General features: G+C 35.1%; 11 protein-coding genes. 1 reads left to right on the forward strand and 10 read right to left on the reverse strand.

Annotated elements, in window-relative coordinates; translation table 11 throughout:
- Positions 1 to 26: 26 nt before the first annotated feature.
- From OLM54_RS08170 to OLM54_RS08190, 5 genes are all read right to left on the reverse strand, one after another.
- Positions 27 to 1271, reverse strand: coding sequence for a glycoside hydrolase family 71/99-like protein (locus OLM54_RS08170; RefSeq protein ID WP_264538100.1), 1245 nt, complete (start codon positions 1269 to 1271; stop codon positions 27 to 29).
- A 437-nt stretch (positions 1272 to 1708) separates the two neighbouring features.
- Positions 1709 to 3220, reverse strand: a complete 1512-nt coding sequence (locus OLM54_RS08175; RefSeq protein WP_264538101.1) for a RagB/SusD family nutrient uptake outer membrane protein — start codon at positions 3218 to 3220, stop codon at positions 1709 to 1711.
- 25 nt (positions 3221 to 3245) lie between these two features.
- The gene (locus tag OLM54_RS08180; RefSeq protein ID WP_264538102.1) at positions 3246 to 6266 is read right to left on the reverse strand and encodes a SusC/RagA family TonB-linked outer membrane protein; all 3021 of its coding nucleotides are present in this window, start codon (positions 6264 to 6266) and stop codon (positions 3246 to 3248) included.
- 27 nt (positions 6267 to 6293) lie between these two features.
- A complete protein-coding gene (locus OLM54_RS08185; protein ID WP_264538103.1) occupies positions 6294 to 7376 on the reverse strand; it encodes a hypothetical protein in 1083 nt (360 codons plus the stop codon).
- A gap of 7 nt (positions 7377 to 7383) precedes the next feature.
- Positions 7384 to 7908: a DUF5004 domain-containing protein gene (locus OLM54_RS08190; protein ID WP_264538104.1), complete on the reverse strand. Its 525-nt coding sequence runs from the start codon at positions 7906 to 7908 to the stop codon at positions 7384 to 7386.
- Positions 7909 to 8389: 481 nt separating this feature from the next.
- Here OLM54_RS08190 and OLM54_RS08195 point away from each other — a divergent pair, with 481 nt between their 5' ends.
- Entirely contained in the window at positions 8390 to 9988 is a 1599-nt protein-coding gene (locus OLM54_RS08195; RefSeq protein ID WP_264538105.1) for a DUF6377 domain-containing protein, read from the forward strand.
- Positions 9989 to 10116: 128 nt separating this feature from the next.
- Here the strand turns inward: OLM54_RS08195 and OLM54_RS08200 are convergent, their stop codons facing one another.
- The 5 genes from OLM54_RS08200 to OLM54_RS08220 all read right to left on the reverse strand — a co-directional run bounded on the left by OLM54_RS08200 (position 10117) and on the right by OLM54_RS08220 (position 16444).
- On the reverse strand, positions 10117 to 11340 hold the full coding sequence (locus OLM54_RS08200; protein WP_264538106.1) for a sterol desaturase family protein: 1224 nt from the start codon (positions 11338 to 11340) through the stop codon (positions 10117 to 10119).
- A gap of 196 nt (positions 11341 to 11536) precedes the next feature.
- Complete coding sequence (locus tag OLM54_RS08205; protein WP_264538107.1) at positions 11537 to 12823, reverse strand: Glu/Leu/Phe/Val family dehydrogenase; 1287 nt, start codon at positions 12821 to 12823, stop codon at positions 11537 to 11539.
- Positions 12824 to 13277: 454 nt separating this feature from the next.
- Complete coding sequence (locus tag OLM54_RS08210) at positions 13278 to 14132, reverse strand: DMT family transporter (protein ID WP_264538108.1); 855 nt, start codon at positions 14130 to 14132, stop codon at positions 13278 to 13280.
- Positions 14133 to 14193: 61 nt separating this feature from the next.
- Complete coding sequence (locus OLM54_RS08215) at positions 14194 to 14787, reverse strand: 2OG-Fe(II) oxygenase (protein ID WP_264538109.1); 594 nt, start codon at positions 14785 to 14787, stop codon at positions 14194 to 14196.
- Positions 14788 to 14980: 193 nt separating this feature from the next.
- Complete coding sequence (locus OLM54_RS08220) at positions 14981 to 16444, reverse strand: AAA family ATPase (protein ID WP_264538110.1); 1464 nt, start codon at positions 16442 to 16444, stop codon at positions 14981 to 14983.
- Between the last annotated feature and the right edge of the window lie 5 nt (positions 16445 to 16449).

Below are 16449 nucleotides of genomic sequence, written 5' to 3' on the forward strand. Positions count from 1 at the left end.
TATTTAATTGTATTAATTACAACTCTTTATTTAATTTCATTTATTAATTGTTTTGCCTTTGCGGGCTGCATCGAAACAAAATAATTAAACGCCTGATCTAATTTTTTCTGGGCATCGGCATTGCCTTTCTTTTCGATTCTTAAATTGTACATTTTACTGATTTCAGGAAAAACAGATTCGGTATTTTTTACACCTGCAAAAGTTTTTATTTTTTCGATGTATGTGTAACCAAATTCTACCGTTGGTTCAAACATAGTTCCTTCACCAAAGTCATTCCATGTAATTAATTGTAAATAGTTTAGGTTTGCATTTTTAGCCAGCAAAAGTGTTTCATCAAGCGTAACCCCGTTGTTGTGCTCTATGGTCCAGCCAATGGCTGCTCCGCCTCCGCCTTCTGCATAAAAATCTTTAAAACCGGGATAAGCGCTTCCTATTGCAATAGCAAGTTTTGGTTTTGTATTGGTATAAAAATTCGTTAAAAAACTATTGTCTTTATACACCCACGCATATTCTCCCGAAGCATTTGCGCCCGCTTCTACAGATTGATCCCAAAGGGTAATAAAAGTAGGTTTTGTAGTTATGGTGTTAAAAACATTCGTCCATTCAGCGGGTGTTTGCAGGATAATTGGCCCGAAGTTTAGCAACAATGGTTTTCCGTTTACTTTGATATAATTTGCATCATCAAAATAATTTTTCTCCATATAAGCTAAATCGGTTTTTGCAGCAGCGGTTACAGAGATGGCTTTTCCGGCGTCGACAGCACTTTTAGTGACTCTGTCTTCGTAAACTATGGCATATTCCAAACCAACTTTATCCAGCATTGCGATCAATTGTTCTGTGTTTTCTTTTACCATTCTATAATCATAAACGTCATAAGTGCCGTACCAATCGATTAAAACACCATCGATTCCTGAATATTTCATTAGTAATAAATGGTTTTCTATCACATTTTTATCGCCTGAATGGTAAGGTCCAATTAGGGGATAATAATACGATGCAATTTCTCTGCGATTGTTTGCGCCCACATTGTTCGGATTTTTGTTTGCCATTGTCCAGTGATATCCCCATTTTTTGTCGGCACTGCTTTCATTGGTTTCAAACCAAGGCATGTAGTGCACGTAAATTTTGGTGCTATTTGTTTTTTCAATCGCAACAGGCGCAACTGTTTCTGGTTCTGTAGGTTTATCTGAACCTTTGTCATCGCTGCTGCAACTGGCGGCGACTAAAACATTCATAATCCCAAAAAACAATAATGTGATATATCTTTTCATATTTGTTTATTTTTTGCTTCTTATTTTTTTGCCCGTAAATGCTCTAATCTTTGGCGTAAATTTTCTCTCGCAGATTTAGCAGATTTTTTTTTTGCCACTGATTAAAATGATTTATTTAAAAGCTTAATTTAAAACTTACTCATAATCATTATTTCACGCAGATTAAATTGATTTATGCAGATCTTACAGATAAAAATAATCTGCTAAATCTGCCAAATCTGCGGGAAAAATATTTTTAATCATTTTAATCTGAAAATCTGTGGCAAAAAATTATTTCACGCAGAATTAAATTGATTTATGCAGATCTTACAGATAAAAATAATCTGCCAAATCTGCGTGAAAAAAATCCTTTTAATCTTTTAATCTGTGGCAGAAATAAACATAAAATATGTCAGCCTTCCACGACTAACCAACATGGAAGACTGACATTCAAGAATCTAGTTTACAGGATATCCAGGATTCTGTATCAGGTTTTTATTTGTTGTCATAACGGTGCTCGGAATTGGAAAAATTGCTCTGTATTGTTCTGTTGGTCCTTTTTCCCACCATGAATCGAAGAATGTTCCAAAACGGATGTTATCTGTTCTTCTTCTTCCTTCAAAAGTAAATTCTCTAAGCAATTCCTGATCGATAAAATGAAGATCGATTGTTGCCGGTAATTCGGTTCCGGCACGCGTTGCAATTTGCTGTAGAAATGGTTTTGCCAAATCTGCAGACCCTAAACGAACGTAACATTCGGCTTGCATCATTAAAATTTCGGCATAACGAATTACTACTAAATCGTGATCGCGTTCCCACATTTCTCCGGCTTTCATTTCGTATTTTCCTAAACGAACACCTTCATTTTCTTTGGCATCGGCAACACTTGTAACGGCTTCTGTATAGGTTAAAGGTTCTCCGTTATCCATCATAATAACCTGTCCGGTTGCCAAATTGATCTGATCTCCCGCCACCATACATTTTTTTCTTTTATCTGTATCTGCAAATGCGGAGTAAACACCTGGTTGAGCACACATTCCGTTCGCGCTCCACGGATAATCGCCAATTGGAGAAATCGTTAATTTGTGCAGATAATGGCAAGACATTGAACTCATATAATTTCCTACTGTTCCTGCTTTTGAATCGTACGGAATTGCAAAAATAATCTCGGGTGATTTTTCATTTTGTGTGGCAAAATTGGCGAAGAAATCGGGCGCTAATGTATAACCCGTAACTTTTTGGCACATGTTAATACAATCCTGCCAACGCGGCGTTCCAATAAATGCATCTGAATTTAAATACAATCTTGCCAATAAGGAATAGGCAACATTTTTTGTGAATTTAGAATACACCACATTTGAAGTTAAATACGGAAGCGCATCTGTTAATTCTTTTTCCACAAAATCATACACTTGTTTTCTGGTAGAATTTGATGGCAGCGAAGTATCTTCAAAGTTTACTACGATTGGCACATTGCCGAATAAATCCAAAAGATTGTAATAGTAATACGCTCTCAACGCTTTTAATTCGGCATAAATTGGTGCTTTTGCCTGATCTGTCAATGACGATTTATCGATTTGATAAATGATCGAATTAATCTTGGCGATTCCGGTATAATTGTAACGCCATGCCGAAAGTATCATACGATTGTCTGCTTTCCAGGTATGTTTTTGCGCATCCTGATATTGTCCGCCATCGTACCAGTTTGTTCCTCTTGTTGGAATTGTGGCTTCATCTGAAACGGTTTCATTTAAAAAGAAAACATATTCGCACGTTGGGTAATTATTCGATATTCCGTCTGCAAATCCTCTTAACGAAGAATAAGCGCCACCAACTAATGCATCAATTTCTTTTGGAGTATTTCCGAAGTTTCCGTCTTCTACTCTATCGTACAAATCTTCGTTTAAATTTGTACATGATATGGCAAAAAACATGCTCATCAATATTGCTGCTGTTATTTTGATTTTCATTTTTTATATTTTTGAGTTAATTCGCTTAATTATTAAACGTGAAATTTAATCCAACAGAAATCGTTGTTGGTCTGGGATAATTGTTATATCTGTCAATTCCAGGCGCTGCAAGTCCGGTTTGATCCATTACTCCCGTTTGATTGATTCCGTCCTGAGCATTTAAACCAATTTCAGGATCTACGCCTTTATATTTTGTAAATACAGCAAGATTTTCTCCCATTAAATACATTCTTAATTTTGAACCTTTTAATTTCAATGGCAATGTATATCCAACAGAAACAGTTTGAAGTCTGAAGAAAGAAGCGTCTTCGATCCAATAACTTGAGTATTTTGGTGCCGATGTAATGCCGCTTCCCAAGAAATCATCCGGAACATTAAAAGCCGGTAATCTGTTTGGATCGTTTAACATCATGTTTGTTGCATTCAACGCTTTTTGACCAAACATTCCGTAACCTGAAATTCCTAAATCAAAATTTCCGTACGTAAAATTCATTCCAATACCCAAAGTCAAATCAGGCTGAATGTTTCCTAAATCTCTTTTATCAGCATCTACCAAAACATTGTCCAGCACTTTATCTCCGGCCGCGTTGTAGTATAACATTTTTCCATCGTCGCCAAGTCCTGCACTTTCAAAACCCCAGAAAGTTCCAACCGGATATCCTTCGGCAATAATTTGAGAATATTGTCCTGACATACCCGCTAATCCGTGTAATGATCCGCTGTAAATTACATCTGTTTTATAAGTGGGATTTGACAGTTTTTCGATTTTTTGAACGTTGTGCCCCAAAGTCAAATTCGCATCCCAGGTAAATTTATCTCCTTTTACAATGTCTGCATTCAGCGTAAGCTCTACTCCTTTGTTTGACATTTCGCCTACGTTTGCCAGCATTGTTCCCACTAAATAGGGCGGTTGCGGCACTTCATACGTATATAATAAATCTCTTGTCGTTTTAGAATACCATTCGAATGAACCTGTTATTCTATTAAATAAACTAAAGTCTATACCAATGTTTACCTGTTCTGTCGATTCCCATTTTAAATCAGGATTTGGGTTTTGTTTTGGCGAATAAGCCAAACTCCACGTTTGCGTAACCGGATCGTAGTAACTATCGTTTCCAACTCCTAAAATCGAAAGCGATTTGTATTCACCAATTCCGTCCTGATTACCTGTAATTCCCCAACCCACTCTTAGTTTTAAATTGCCAAGCCAGTCTTTGCTAGAAGACATAAAATCTTCGTTAGAAATTCTCCACGCCGCCGATGCAGACGGGAAAGTTCCCCATTTATTATTTTCTCCAAAACGGCTTGAACCGTCACGTCTCACTGTTCCTGTCAATAAATATTTTCCGTCGTAACCATAATTCGCACGCGCATAAAACGAAACTAAATTCGATTTTCCTTTGTATGAATATACGTCGCCCAAACGATAATTGTAACCTGCGCCTAAATTGTTGTAGCTAAAAGCATCGGTTACAAAACCGCTTCTTTGTGCACCAAAACCTTCATAAATATTCTCCAGATATGAATATCCTGCAAGCGCGCTAATATTATGTTTATCAATAACTTTAGTATAATTTACATACAATTCGCCTTGTGCATTTGTGTATTCTGCATACGTTTTTTGTGCATAACCGCCCTCAGTTCTTCCTTCCAAAACTGCGTATGAAGGTTTATAAGTACTTCCCTGCATTGCATTATGTTCTAATGAAATATTGGCAACTGCCAGGAAATCATTCAAAAATTTAACCTCAGTTTTAAAATATCCCAAAAGTCTGTGTCTTTCATTATCTACCGTTCTGTTGGTTAAAATTTCAACCGGATTTTCGTAGATATTTCCTCCTACCGAAGAAAAATTTCCGTTTGCATCATACACCGGAATTGTTGGATTGAGGTTATAAGTACGCTCAAAAATTCTGTAATCAATTGGATGCCATTTATCGATATTGGCAAATAAACCCATATCAAATTTTACCGCTTTATTATCGCCAAGATATTGATACGCACTTACGTTACCGCTAATTCTTTCCAAACCGCTTGTTTTAATAACGCCTTCATTGTTTAAGTACGAAAGTGACGCTCTGAAACCGCTGTCTGTTTTTCCTGAATTGATGCTTAAAGTATGTGATTGCGAAATAGCAACTTGTTCTGTTTCTTTTTGCCAGTTTGTATTTCCGCCGTAATCAACTGCGTCCATATTTCCGGTTTGGCGCACATAACTTCTCCATTGATTTGCCGATAAAAGATCTAAATTATCAGCCACATAACCTACACTTGATAAACCGCTGTAGGTAACAGAAACTCCTTTTGTTCCAGATTTTGTGGTAATAATAATAACTCCGTTTGCACCTCTTGAACCATATATGGCTGTCGCCGAAGCATCTTTAAGAATGTCTACAGATTTAATATCCGAAGGCTGAACCACATTGATATCTACACCCGCAATTCCGTCAACTACAATAAGCGGACTGTTGCTTGCTGTTAATGATGTTCCTCCGCGCAAGCGTAAGGTAGAACCTGCCGCAGGATCTCCAGAAGGGCGAATAACATTTAATCCCGCCACTTTTCCCTGCAAAACCTGTTCTGTAGAAGAAATTGTTCCTTTTACCAAATCGTCTGCATTAACGGTCGAAATGGCTCCGGTTAAATCTGATTTTTTTTGCGTTCCGTATCCCACAGAAACGACCTGAACTTCTGCAAGCTGATAGCCGTCATTTTGCAAACGAACATCAATATTTGAAGATGCCGATGTGATTTGAACTTTCTGAGTTGTTGCTCCTATAAAAGATACTTCGATGGCACCTCCTACGGCTACATCCAGCGAAAATTTTCCGTCAAAATCTGTAGTGGTTGCGTTTTTTGTGCCCACTTCAATTACCGAAGCGCCCGGCAAAACACTTCCTGTATTGTCATAAACGGTACCTGATACTTTCTTTTTTCCCTGCGCAAATATTCCTGCCGAAAGGAAAAGCATGAAAATCATGAATACCACCGATTTAGTAGTCCACATTTGATGCAGGACTATTTTTTTATTTTTACTACTATTCATTAGAATTGGTGTTTGGTTTGATAGTGATTATTTGTCTAAAGTTTTAAGCGGAATCGTTGTATCCGAAATTGTTTTGTCTTTATTGTCTTTTACCAAAACATGAATTTCATTTAAATTCGGAATTCCCTGAAGCTCTGAAACCAAATTGACAAATCCTTTTATTTCAGCAACTCCGCCTGTAAACTCGCCCGCAATTACTTTGCTTCCTGCGGTAATCGTGTAGATTAATTTGTTTACGCCCGGTTCGTTATTTTTTCTGTAAATACCCAGAAAATCTTTTTGGCTAATTTGTAAAGGAAAAAACCCAAATACCGGCGGTGGTGGCGGCTCATAAGCTCCTGCGTATAAAACCTGATCCGGAATTGTTCCTGCCCAGTTGTCTTTTACCATCAAAAAAACTAAGTTTTCCATCACATAACCGTCTGGTGCATTGTAGTAGGTTTTTGGAACTAAATCCATTTTATAAAAACCGTTTCCTAAATCTTTAAGTTTTGTTTTTTCTGCAATATCCGGTTTCGCCGCTTCATACATTTGCTGGATATCCCAATTGTTCAATCCGCTATGCATGTGCACGCTTGTTGCGCCTGCAAACCCCGGAGCAAGATTGGCATTAAATAAAATGCTTACCGGTTTATCTAAAGTTGGTTTTGTTGGATAGGCTCTGATTAACTCATTTGCCGTATAAAATGAAGAAAAATCGGTGTACGCAATACTTGCAACATCACTTTGTTTCGATCCGTTTTTGTTTTTTAAACGAAACCAAAATCCTGCGCTTGCTGCAATTTCTGCCGGAGTTTTGGAGAAATAAACGGTTGGTGTTAAAGTAAAACTCCAGATTTTGTCGCCTTCGTAATGTAATTTTGCAAAATCAGAAGAGTTTTCCCAATTGCCCGCATCCGGTTCTGATGGCGACCAAATCCAGATATAAAGGTCTTCATTTTCGGCAAATGTGGATCCTGACATATCAAAATACCACGTTACCTGCTCATCATATTTGTATACTACCGGAAATGATGATATTGGCCCAACAGCTCCTGCGGCTTCTTGCGCCTGCATAAAATTAGGAGCCATCAAAAGGGCTAGTAAAATTGTATATATAAATTTTTTCATGTTGCTTTTAGTTAATAGCAGTTAATTTGAATACATAAGACACAAATGCAATTCCGCCAGAAGAATGCACCAATTGAAGTTCCATTTCGTCATTGTTTCCAGGAACTGAAGTAAGTCTGAGTTCGTCTGTTTTTTGCGTTTTCTGAGCGTCGCTGTACAAATAAATTCGTACCGGACCGCTTGCGTTAGTTGGCTGAAAATCGGAGCTTAATCTCCAAAATCCTGTTGGAGCAAATAATGGAGGTACATTTCCCAGAACTTCATAACTTGTTGGATTCATTTTTTCATCTACGTTGAATTTGATTTTAAAATCTTCGTAGTTAAAATACGTACTCAAGTTTTGTTCACTCGGTTCGATGGCATTTGCTTTAGCAGATTCATCAACCATTTTCAAATTTGTTAATCCCCAATTTCCGTTTACTTTCTCATAAAGGGTAATCGGATCAACGTAGCTTCCGTCTTCTGTATTATCACAACTAAGGGTCATGAAACACATAATAACAGCTAACCAATAAATACTTTTACATCTCATAAATTTGTGGTTTGTTTTGTTAGTTTTTTGTCTCCGTAAAGACAGAACGAAACTAGATGTTAAATAAATCTAAAAAAAAATATCTGATGAAAATCAAGATAAATATCCAAACAATTATTAATCAATTAATTGATAATCAATGTTTTAAATTATTTTTATATTTGTAAAAATCAAGACGTTGTTTAGATCAAAATAAGCAAATAAATAATGGTAATAATGACAATATGAAAATTTTAGTCGATATTTTTTTCACTATACATATATATCAATGCTTTTTATTGTATAATTGCAAATTATTAGACTACTTTTAACATTTAGAAGTGATTTGACTACCTAAATCACACTTTTTTAAATGTATTTACAAATGAAAATGCTAAATTTAAAGTTGCCCAATCAGCAGCGTTTCAAAGTATTTTTCTAACTAATAATGAATTAACTCACAAATCAAAAAACTAACTTTTACCCTAACCAAAACAAAACCATGCGAAGAATATTGATTCTGTATTTTTTTATTGCAGGTTTTTCTCTGGCTGCGAAAGAGACAAATCCTGTTCTGGAAGAATTAGATAAAGTGCTTCTTAAAAAAGAAGTTTACTTAAAAAAGAAATATCATAAAATTGCAGCTTTAAAAAAAGACGTTTCAAAATTTACTTTAAGCCAGAATAATGAACAATTGTATAATTCTTATATGTCGTTGTTTGATGAATATAAATCTTTCAAATACGACTCAGCTTATTATTATCTTGAAGAAGCAAAAATCAAGGCCATTGTTTTAAAAGACCCAAAGTTTTTGGCTAAAAGCCGAATCAAGGAAGGTTTCGTTTTGCTCTCCTCCGGATTGTTTAAAGAAGCGATTGATACGCTAAATGTTATTGACGACCAGAAACTCGACCAGAAAAATAAATTCGAATATTACTCCATAAAGGCGCGCGCTTATTATGATCTTGCCGATTATAATAAAGATCAGCGTTTTAATATTCATTATGTGCAGCAGGGAAATCATTTCCTGAAAAAAGCTTTGGAATTAATTGGCACGAACAGCAATGAATATTGGGCTGCCGAAAGTTTAAAACGTCTGAAACAGCAAGATTGGCGCGGTGCCGAATTTGCGTTTAGTTACTGGATTAACAACTATAATTTACCGCCGGATTATTACGGAATCGCTACTTCGAGTCTGGGTTATATTTATTCGGAAAGAGGATATACCAAAAAAGCCATTTATTATCTCGCTCTCGCGGCTATTGCCGATGTGAAAAATGCAACGAAAGAAACGGTTGCTTTGCGAAATCTCGCCAACGAACTCTTTAAAATGGGGTATCTCGACAAGGCAAATGAGTATATAAATATTGCGATGGACGACGCTACTTTTTATAATGCAAGACATCGAAAAATTGAAATTTCGTCGATTTTGCCTATTATCGAAAAAGCACAATTGAATAATGTAAAAGATAAAAATGACAAACTCGAAAGAATTATTATTCTGTTAACGATTCTGACTTTTATTATTATTTTGTTTCTGATTATCATTTTCAAACAATTAAAAGAAAAGAATAAAGCCCGAAAAATAATGGCTTCGTCGTATGCACAATTGCAGGAAATGAATGTGAGTTTAAGCGAAGCAAATGCAATTAAGGAAGAATATATTACGTATTTTATTAAAGCAACTTCGGCGTTTATTAATAAGATAGATCATATTCAAAAAAGTACGCTTCATAAAATTATTACGAAGAAAACCGATGAAGTTATTGCGAGTTTAAAACGCTATAATGTAAAGGAAGAACGCGAAAATCTATTTCACCAATTTGATGAAATCTTTCTGAAATTATTCCCCACTTTTGTGACGGATTTTAATCATTTGTTTCCCAATGATCATAAATGTCTTGTAAAAAAAGGAGAACTTTTAAATACTGAACTCCGCATTTTTGCCTTGTATAGATTAGGGATTCAGGACAGCAGCCAAATGGCGGAATTTCTGGAACTTTCTGTGGCTACAATCTACACGTACAAAACCAGAATTAAAAGCAAATCAGATTTTAAAGATACTTTTGAGGAGAAGATTATGGCGATTAAAACGATTTAAATTTCTGTCCGTCATCCTTCCTGCAAGGTTTTCAAAACCTTGTAGGTATTATATTTTAGGTTCTAAACTTTGAGAACACATACCTACAAGGTTTTGAAAACCTTGCAGGAAAGAAAAACGAAAGATTTTTATTCTGAAGTTTCCAATTGAAGTATTACGTTTTGATATCGTTTGCTGAGGGAGAATAATTGCTCTGCAAAAATCATAATTGCCAGCGGAATAAACAGGAATGAAGTTAAATCTTCTTCATATAAAAAGTACGTTGTTACAATAAAAATGCGTCCATATTCGAGATAATACATCCATTTTCGCTGTTCTAATAAAGCGCCGCAATTAATTAATGTTATGAGAATAAATAACAAAACAAAAACCTTATCAAAAAGATCTAAAAGATCAAAATAATAGGTGAAAACAGTTAGAAATAAAGTACAGATTCCTAATTGAATATAAAGGTAATTTCGAAATCGAAGTCTTTGATGCGGATTACTTTTATCCTGCAAAAATCGTTTTTCTAATACGGGACGAATATCCTGATCCATATGCGCCGGACTTCCAAAAATGGCTTTCCATTTGGCTTTAAATCCTGAGGAACGTTTCCATAATTCGAAAATTTCAAAGTAATAATGAAAGTGCTGCCAAAGGAAACTATAACTTTTTAGCGGATGCGTTAATCCGTATTTTGGTTTTTCTTCTTCTTCCTGAAAAGTTCCAAAAATACGATCCCAAAAAGTAAACATATCGCCGTAATTTTTATCGAGATATTTCTCGTCAGATGCGTGATGAACGCCGTGAATTGATGGCGTTACAAAAACATATTCGAGCCATTTTATTTTGCCAATAAGCTGTGTATGCGTGAAAAAGGAATATGCGCCATGCACAATCAGCATTGTGATTACCATTGTGGGATGAAAACCAATAAAGGGTAAAACGCACCAAAATCCGGTTCTGACAATGGCCTGAAAAGTGGTGATTCTGGCGGCAGCTGTAAAATTAAATTCTTCGCTGTGATGATGTACTATATGCGCTGCCCAAAAAAAGTTGACTTCGTGACCTAATCTGTGATACCAATACCAGACAAAATCTGTGGCGAGAATTAAGGCAAACCAAACAAATACATTACTGGGAATATCCAAAATTCGGTAATTATCATATATCAAATAATACAACTGATAAAAACTTGCGGCAATAAACAGGTTAATTAATCTTTCTGCAATGCCAATACTAATGTTCGAAACAGAGCTTTCGTAATTGAAAATTTCCGGTCTTTTTTTGTGCTGTGCCAGTTTATATTCTAAAAATAAAAAAAGGAAAAACGCCGGCATCGCAAACGCAAGAAAATTAATATGTTCCATTTTTAAAAATTACTTTTTTGATTTATAATACAAGTATCAAAATCGATTTAACCTGTTGTATGTAATTTATTTTTTAACACATAGAATCATAGATTTATGAACTCAAAAAAGGCGTTTCACTTGCATTAACAAACATAGCTATGTGTGAGAGTTTCTATGTTTCTATGTGTTTAATATTTATTCAGCTTAACAAATTTTAATTCTGTTTGAATTTAGGCGTATCTAGTGCCACTTCTTTTACAGATTGTGTATCGGCTACTTTTTGCAAAGCAATAATATAGGCAGCAATACGTGGCGTTACATTGTGTTTTGCCGCAATTCTGAAAACAGTTTCAAAACCTTTTTCTAAAATATCTTCTAATCTTGTATTGATTTGGTGAATTCTCCACGATTCTAAAAGCGAATTCTGAAGCCATTCGAAATACGAAACCGTAACTCCGCCCGCATTTGCCAAAATATCAGGAACAACCAAAACATTATTGTCATGCAATATTTTATCAGCATCAGAAGAAACCGGGCCGTTTGCTGCTTCTATAATTATTTTAGCTCTAATATCATTTGCATTTTTTTGCGTAATAACATCTTCTTTTGCAGCCGGAATCAATACATCAACTTCTAAAAGCAATAAATCTTCGTGTTTTATAGCGACAGAATTTGGATAGCCTTTAATGCTTTTATTATTCAGATTATAATACAAAATCAGCTCCGGAATATTCAATCCTTCAGGGTTATAAAAGGCTTCAGAAACATCACTGACTGCGACTATCTTTAATCCTTTTTCATATAAAAATAGAGCCGAATGCAATCCTACATTTCCAAATCCCTGAATAGCAGCTGTGGATCTTGCAGGTCTAAGTTTTAATTTTTGAAGTGCCAAAAGTGTAATAATGCTTACGCCTCTTCCAGTTGCTTCTACTCTGCCTAAAGAACCTCCAGAATGCAAATGTTTTCCGGTTACTACGGCATGAATTGGTTTACCGTGAACTAATGAAAATTCATCCATTAACCAGCCCATTTCGTCTGGTCCGGTTCCCATATCCGGCGCAGGAACGTCTTTTTCAGGTCCAAAAATATCTGATAAAGCTTTTGTATACGCTCTTGTTATTTTCTCTAATTCTGTTTTAGAAAGTGTTTTCGGATCACAAATAATACCGCCTTTTGCTCCTCCAAACGGAATTCCGGTTACAGCAGATTTCCAGGTCATCCAGGCTGCCAATGCTTTTACCTCGTCAAGATTTACGGCATTATCATAACGTATTCCACCTTTTGACGGGCCTAAAGCTGTATTGTGAATGACACGATATCCTTCGAAGTTTTGTACGTTTCCATTATCCAAAACAATAGAAAAATTAACGACTATTTGTTTTTCCGGCCTTTGCAATTTCTGCCTGATTGATTCATCAAGATTTAAAATATCGGCGGCGATATTAAAGCGATCAATCATGGATTGAAAGGGATTCTGTTTAATTATTTCTGCACTCATTTTTATATTTTTTAATTGGGGTTATTTTTTTAATTTAGAATTTTACCTGAGTCTCTTTAAACAAGAGAATTGTTATTGTAAACAATTAATTTGTCTACAACACGGAATTTTAATCCGACAGCATTGCATCATTATATTGGTATTTCTATTTGATCTCATTTTATTGATTTTTTAATAGTTCTAAAAAAAGCCTTTCATGGTGCATGAAAGGCTAAAAAAAAAATAACTAACAAGTCCATTTTCTATTAACGCCATTTCATTGCAGAATCTATCATGCAACACATCGTGATGCTGCACATGACCTGAATGATATTTCGACTATAGTTTCTCATTGTTATGGCAAATTTATAAATATAATTTATAAATTCTATAGAATTAGTCGAGTTTATTTTTATTATTATAAAACTTAACTCAAAATCGCCTGTAAATTAACGAATTAAGCTACGAAAAAAATTTACCTAAATTGAGAAATCACAATCAAAACAATGGCAATTAAGGCTAAAAAGATGCCGATGAAGTTAATTTTGGATAGTTTTTCCTTGAAAAAAAGCAGACCAACAAGGCTTCCTAAAATGATAACGCCCATATTCATTCCAGCAAAAACGGTCGACGGATTTTCTGAAAATGCTTTGTGTGCTTTTAGGTAAAACAAGATATTTCCGAAATTAAAAAGTCCGACCAAACCTCCGAAAAAGATGTTTTTAAGTTCTAATTTTACTTTTTTCAAAGCAACTTCGTAAACCACAATAAGCAGGGAAATTGCAAGCGAAATATCAAAGACAATAAATAAAGAAGTTGTGTACGGCAAATTGGTGTAAAGTGCAATTTGCTTAAAAAGGATATCGATTAATCCGAAACCTACTAAAACCACAGCCGGATAAATCCATTTGTTTTCTTTATTTTCTGATTGTTTTTTTAAGATGAATAACAAGGCTAAAAAGCCAATTATGATTCCCAGAACTTTATAAGTATTGAATTCTTCTTTAAAGATAAACCAAGCGGCAAGTATGGGAATAAAAAGTGATAATCGTTGTGCAGCATCTGTTTTTACGATTCCCATATGTTTTATGGAAGCAATCAAAAACAGAAAAATGACAGGTAATAAAACACCTACCGCAAGATAAATATTCCACGGAGCTTTTGAGTCTATTGCAGAAATATCGGGACTAAACGTAAAATAGCAAAGCAGCAAGGCAAATACATAATTAAAAGCTACAATTTGAATTGGACTGCTATTATACTTTCGGGTTATTTTAAAAATTACACCAACAGTTACGCTACAAAGAATACTTAAAACAAGAAATAACATATTATTACATTTTGATTGCAAAAATAAGGTTTATCTGTTTTATACTTTCAAAAAAAACGTATTAATCGCTCTTTAACCAGCCTGTAATACTCATTCTGGTATTTTGTGTAACTAAAACCTCATGAACTAATTCGTTACTTTTAAAGAAAACAGTTTTGCCTTGGGTGGGCGCAATTTTCTGGTTGTTATTTTCCTGATGAATCATTAATTCTCCTCCGTCAGATTCTTGCCAATTACTGTTTAAATAACTGATCATCGAGTATTTTCTGCTTGGATTATTTTTGAATTGGTCTAAATGTTTTAGATAAAAATCACCTTTTTCGTAAAGTGCATAATGAAATTCATAACCTGTAATTCCGGTATAACAGCTTTCATTTAAGTATAATATGAAGGCGTCTATTTTATCAAAAAAATCATTTTCGAAAACATTATTATGCTTTTTATCAAGCCAATATATAGAATCGCTTCTAATTGCGCCATCATAAGAGGGTTTCTCAGAATTGCCAATTCCGGCTGCGAGCAATAAACTTTTCTCGTTTAAATCAAGCAAATTTTGCTTTAAGTGATTTGCCAGTTCAGGACTTAAAAAATGTTCTGATATTCCAACTTTATTCTCCAAATAACTTGCAATCAAATCTTCGAAACTATCTTCCATTTTTGTTTTGGGAAAACTACAATTGCAGTCAACGTAGCAAGGTAGTTTAATTAAAAATGGGAATGGGTTTATTATTGTCATTTCGACCGAAGGGAGAAATCACACACGTAACTCGACAAAGATTGACGATTTTGATTGCGGAGTTTCTGGTGTGATTTCTCCCTTCGGTCGAAATGACAACTACTATGAGAACTTACAATTTACTAATATAACTTCCGTACATATCTTTAAACTGGTGTCCTTGCGCGAAGCGGTCTTTGCTTAATTTTTTGTATTCTACCAATCCCCATAAAATAAATTCTTTGAAAAAATATTTATCTTCTTTGTCTAATTCAGGCTGGTATTTTTTCACCAGAATATCTAATGGTGTTATTTCATTCAGAATTTCCTGATATTCTGAATCACTGGCATCGTCTAATAATTCGAAACCGCTTTCGGCAAAAAACCATTCGATCAAATCAGAATATGGTGTTTTTTCTCCCGGTTTTTCCAGTTTTTCTATTTTTGGCAAAAGCGTAGGGAATAAAGTTCTAATTGCAGATCCTATTAAATTTTGTGCAACGGCAGCTGCTCCCTCCTGCTCTCCTTCATAAACTAACTCTACTTTTCCTGTAATGGCCGGAATAATTCCGATAAAATCAGATAAACGCAAAGTCGTCTGATCAATTCCTGCTTTTAAAGCGCGGCGTTCTGCTGTACTAATTAGGTTTTCGAAAGCTGTAATGCTCATTCTGGCACTTACACCACTTTTATTGTCGATATATTCGCTGTCGCGTGCCTCAAAACTAATTTGTTCTAAAATGTCACGAGCCAGACTTGGTACGTAAACAATATCACTTTGATTTTTATCTAATTTCGCTTCCTGTTCTGTAATTGTTCTCGCAATTGCTACACTTTCAGGATAATGTGTTAGAATTTGAGAACCAATTCTGTCTTTTAAAGGCGTAACTATACTTCCTCTGTTTGTATAATCTTCCGGGTTTGCAGTAAAAATAAATTGCATATCCAGCGGCATTCTCAATTTGAAACCTCTAATTTGAATATCGCCTTCCTGCAATATATTAAACAATGCAACCTGAATTCTGGCTTGCAAATCAGGTAATTCGTTGATCACAAAAATAGATCGGTTCGCTCTGGGAATCATTCCGAAGTGAATTACGCGATCATCTGCATAAGATAATTTTAAATTCGCCGCTTTTATTGGGTCAACATCTCCAATTAAATCAGCAACGGTAACATCTGGTGTTGCCAGTTTTTCGAAGAAACGTTCGTTTCTGTGTAACCAAGAAATTGGTGTTTCGTCTCCTTTTTCTGCAATAAGATCTTTTGCAAAACGTGAAATCGGATTTAACGGATCGTCATTAATTTCTGAACCTGAAACAAACGGAATATATTCATCCAGCAATTCGACCATTTTGCGCGCCAAACGTGTTTTTGCCTGACCGCGAAGTCCTAACAAATTAATATTATGGCGTGATAAAATAGCGCGCTCTAACTCCGGAATTACGGTATTTTCGAAACCATGAACGCCTTCAAAAACCGGTGCTCCCGATTTTATTTTTTCACGCAAATTATTTCGCAATTCATCTTTAATACTTGTAGTTTTATATCCTGCGGCTTTTAATTGACCAAGTGTATTTATGTTTTCTATTTTCATATTAT

The organism is Flavobacterium sp. N1736, assembly GCF_025947065.1.
Classification (GTDB): Bacteria; Bacteroidota; Bacteroidia; order Flavobacteriales; family Flavobacteriaceae; genus Flavobacterium.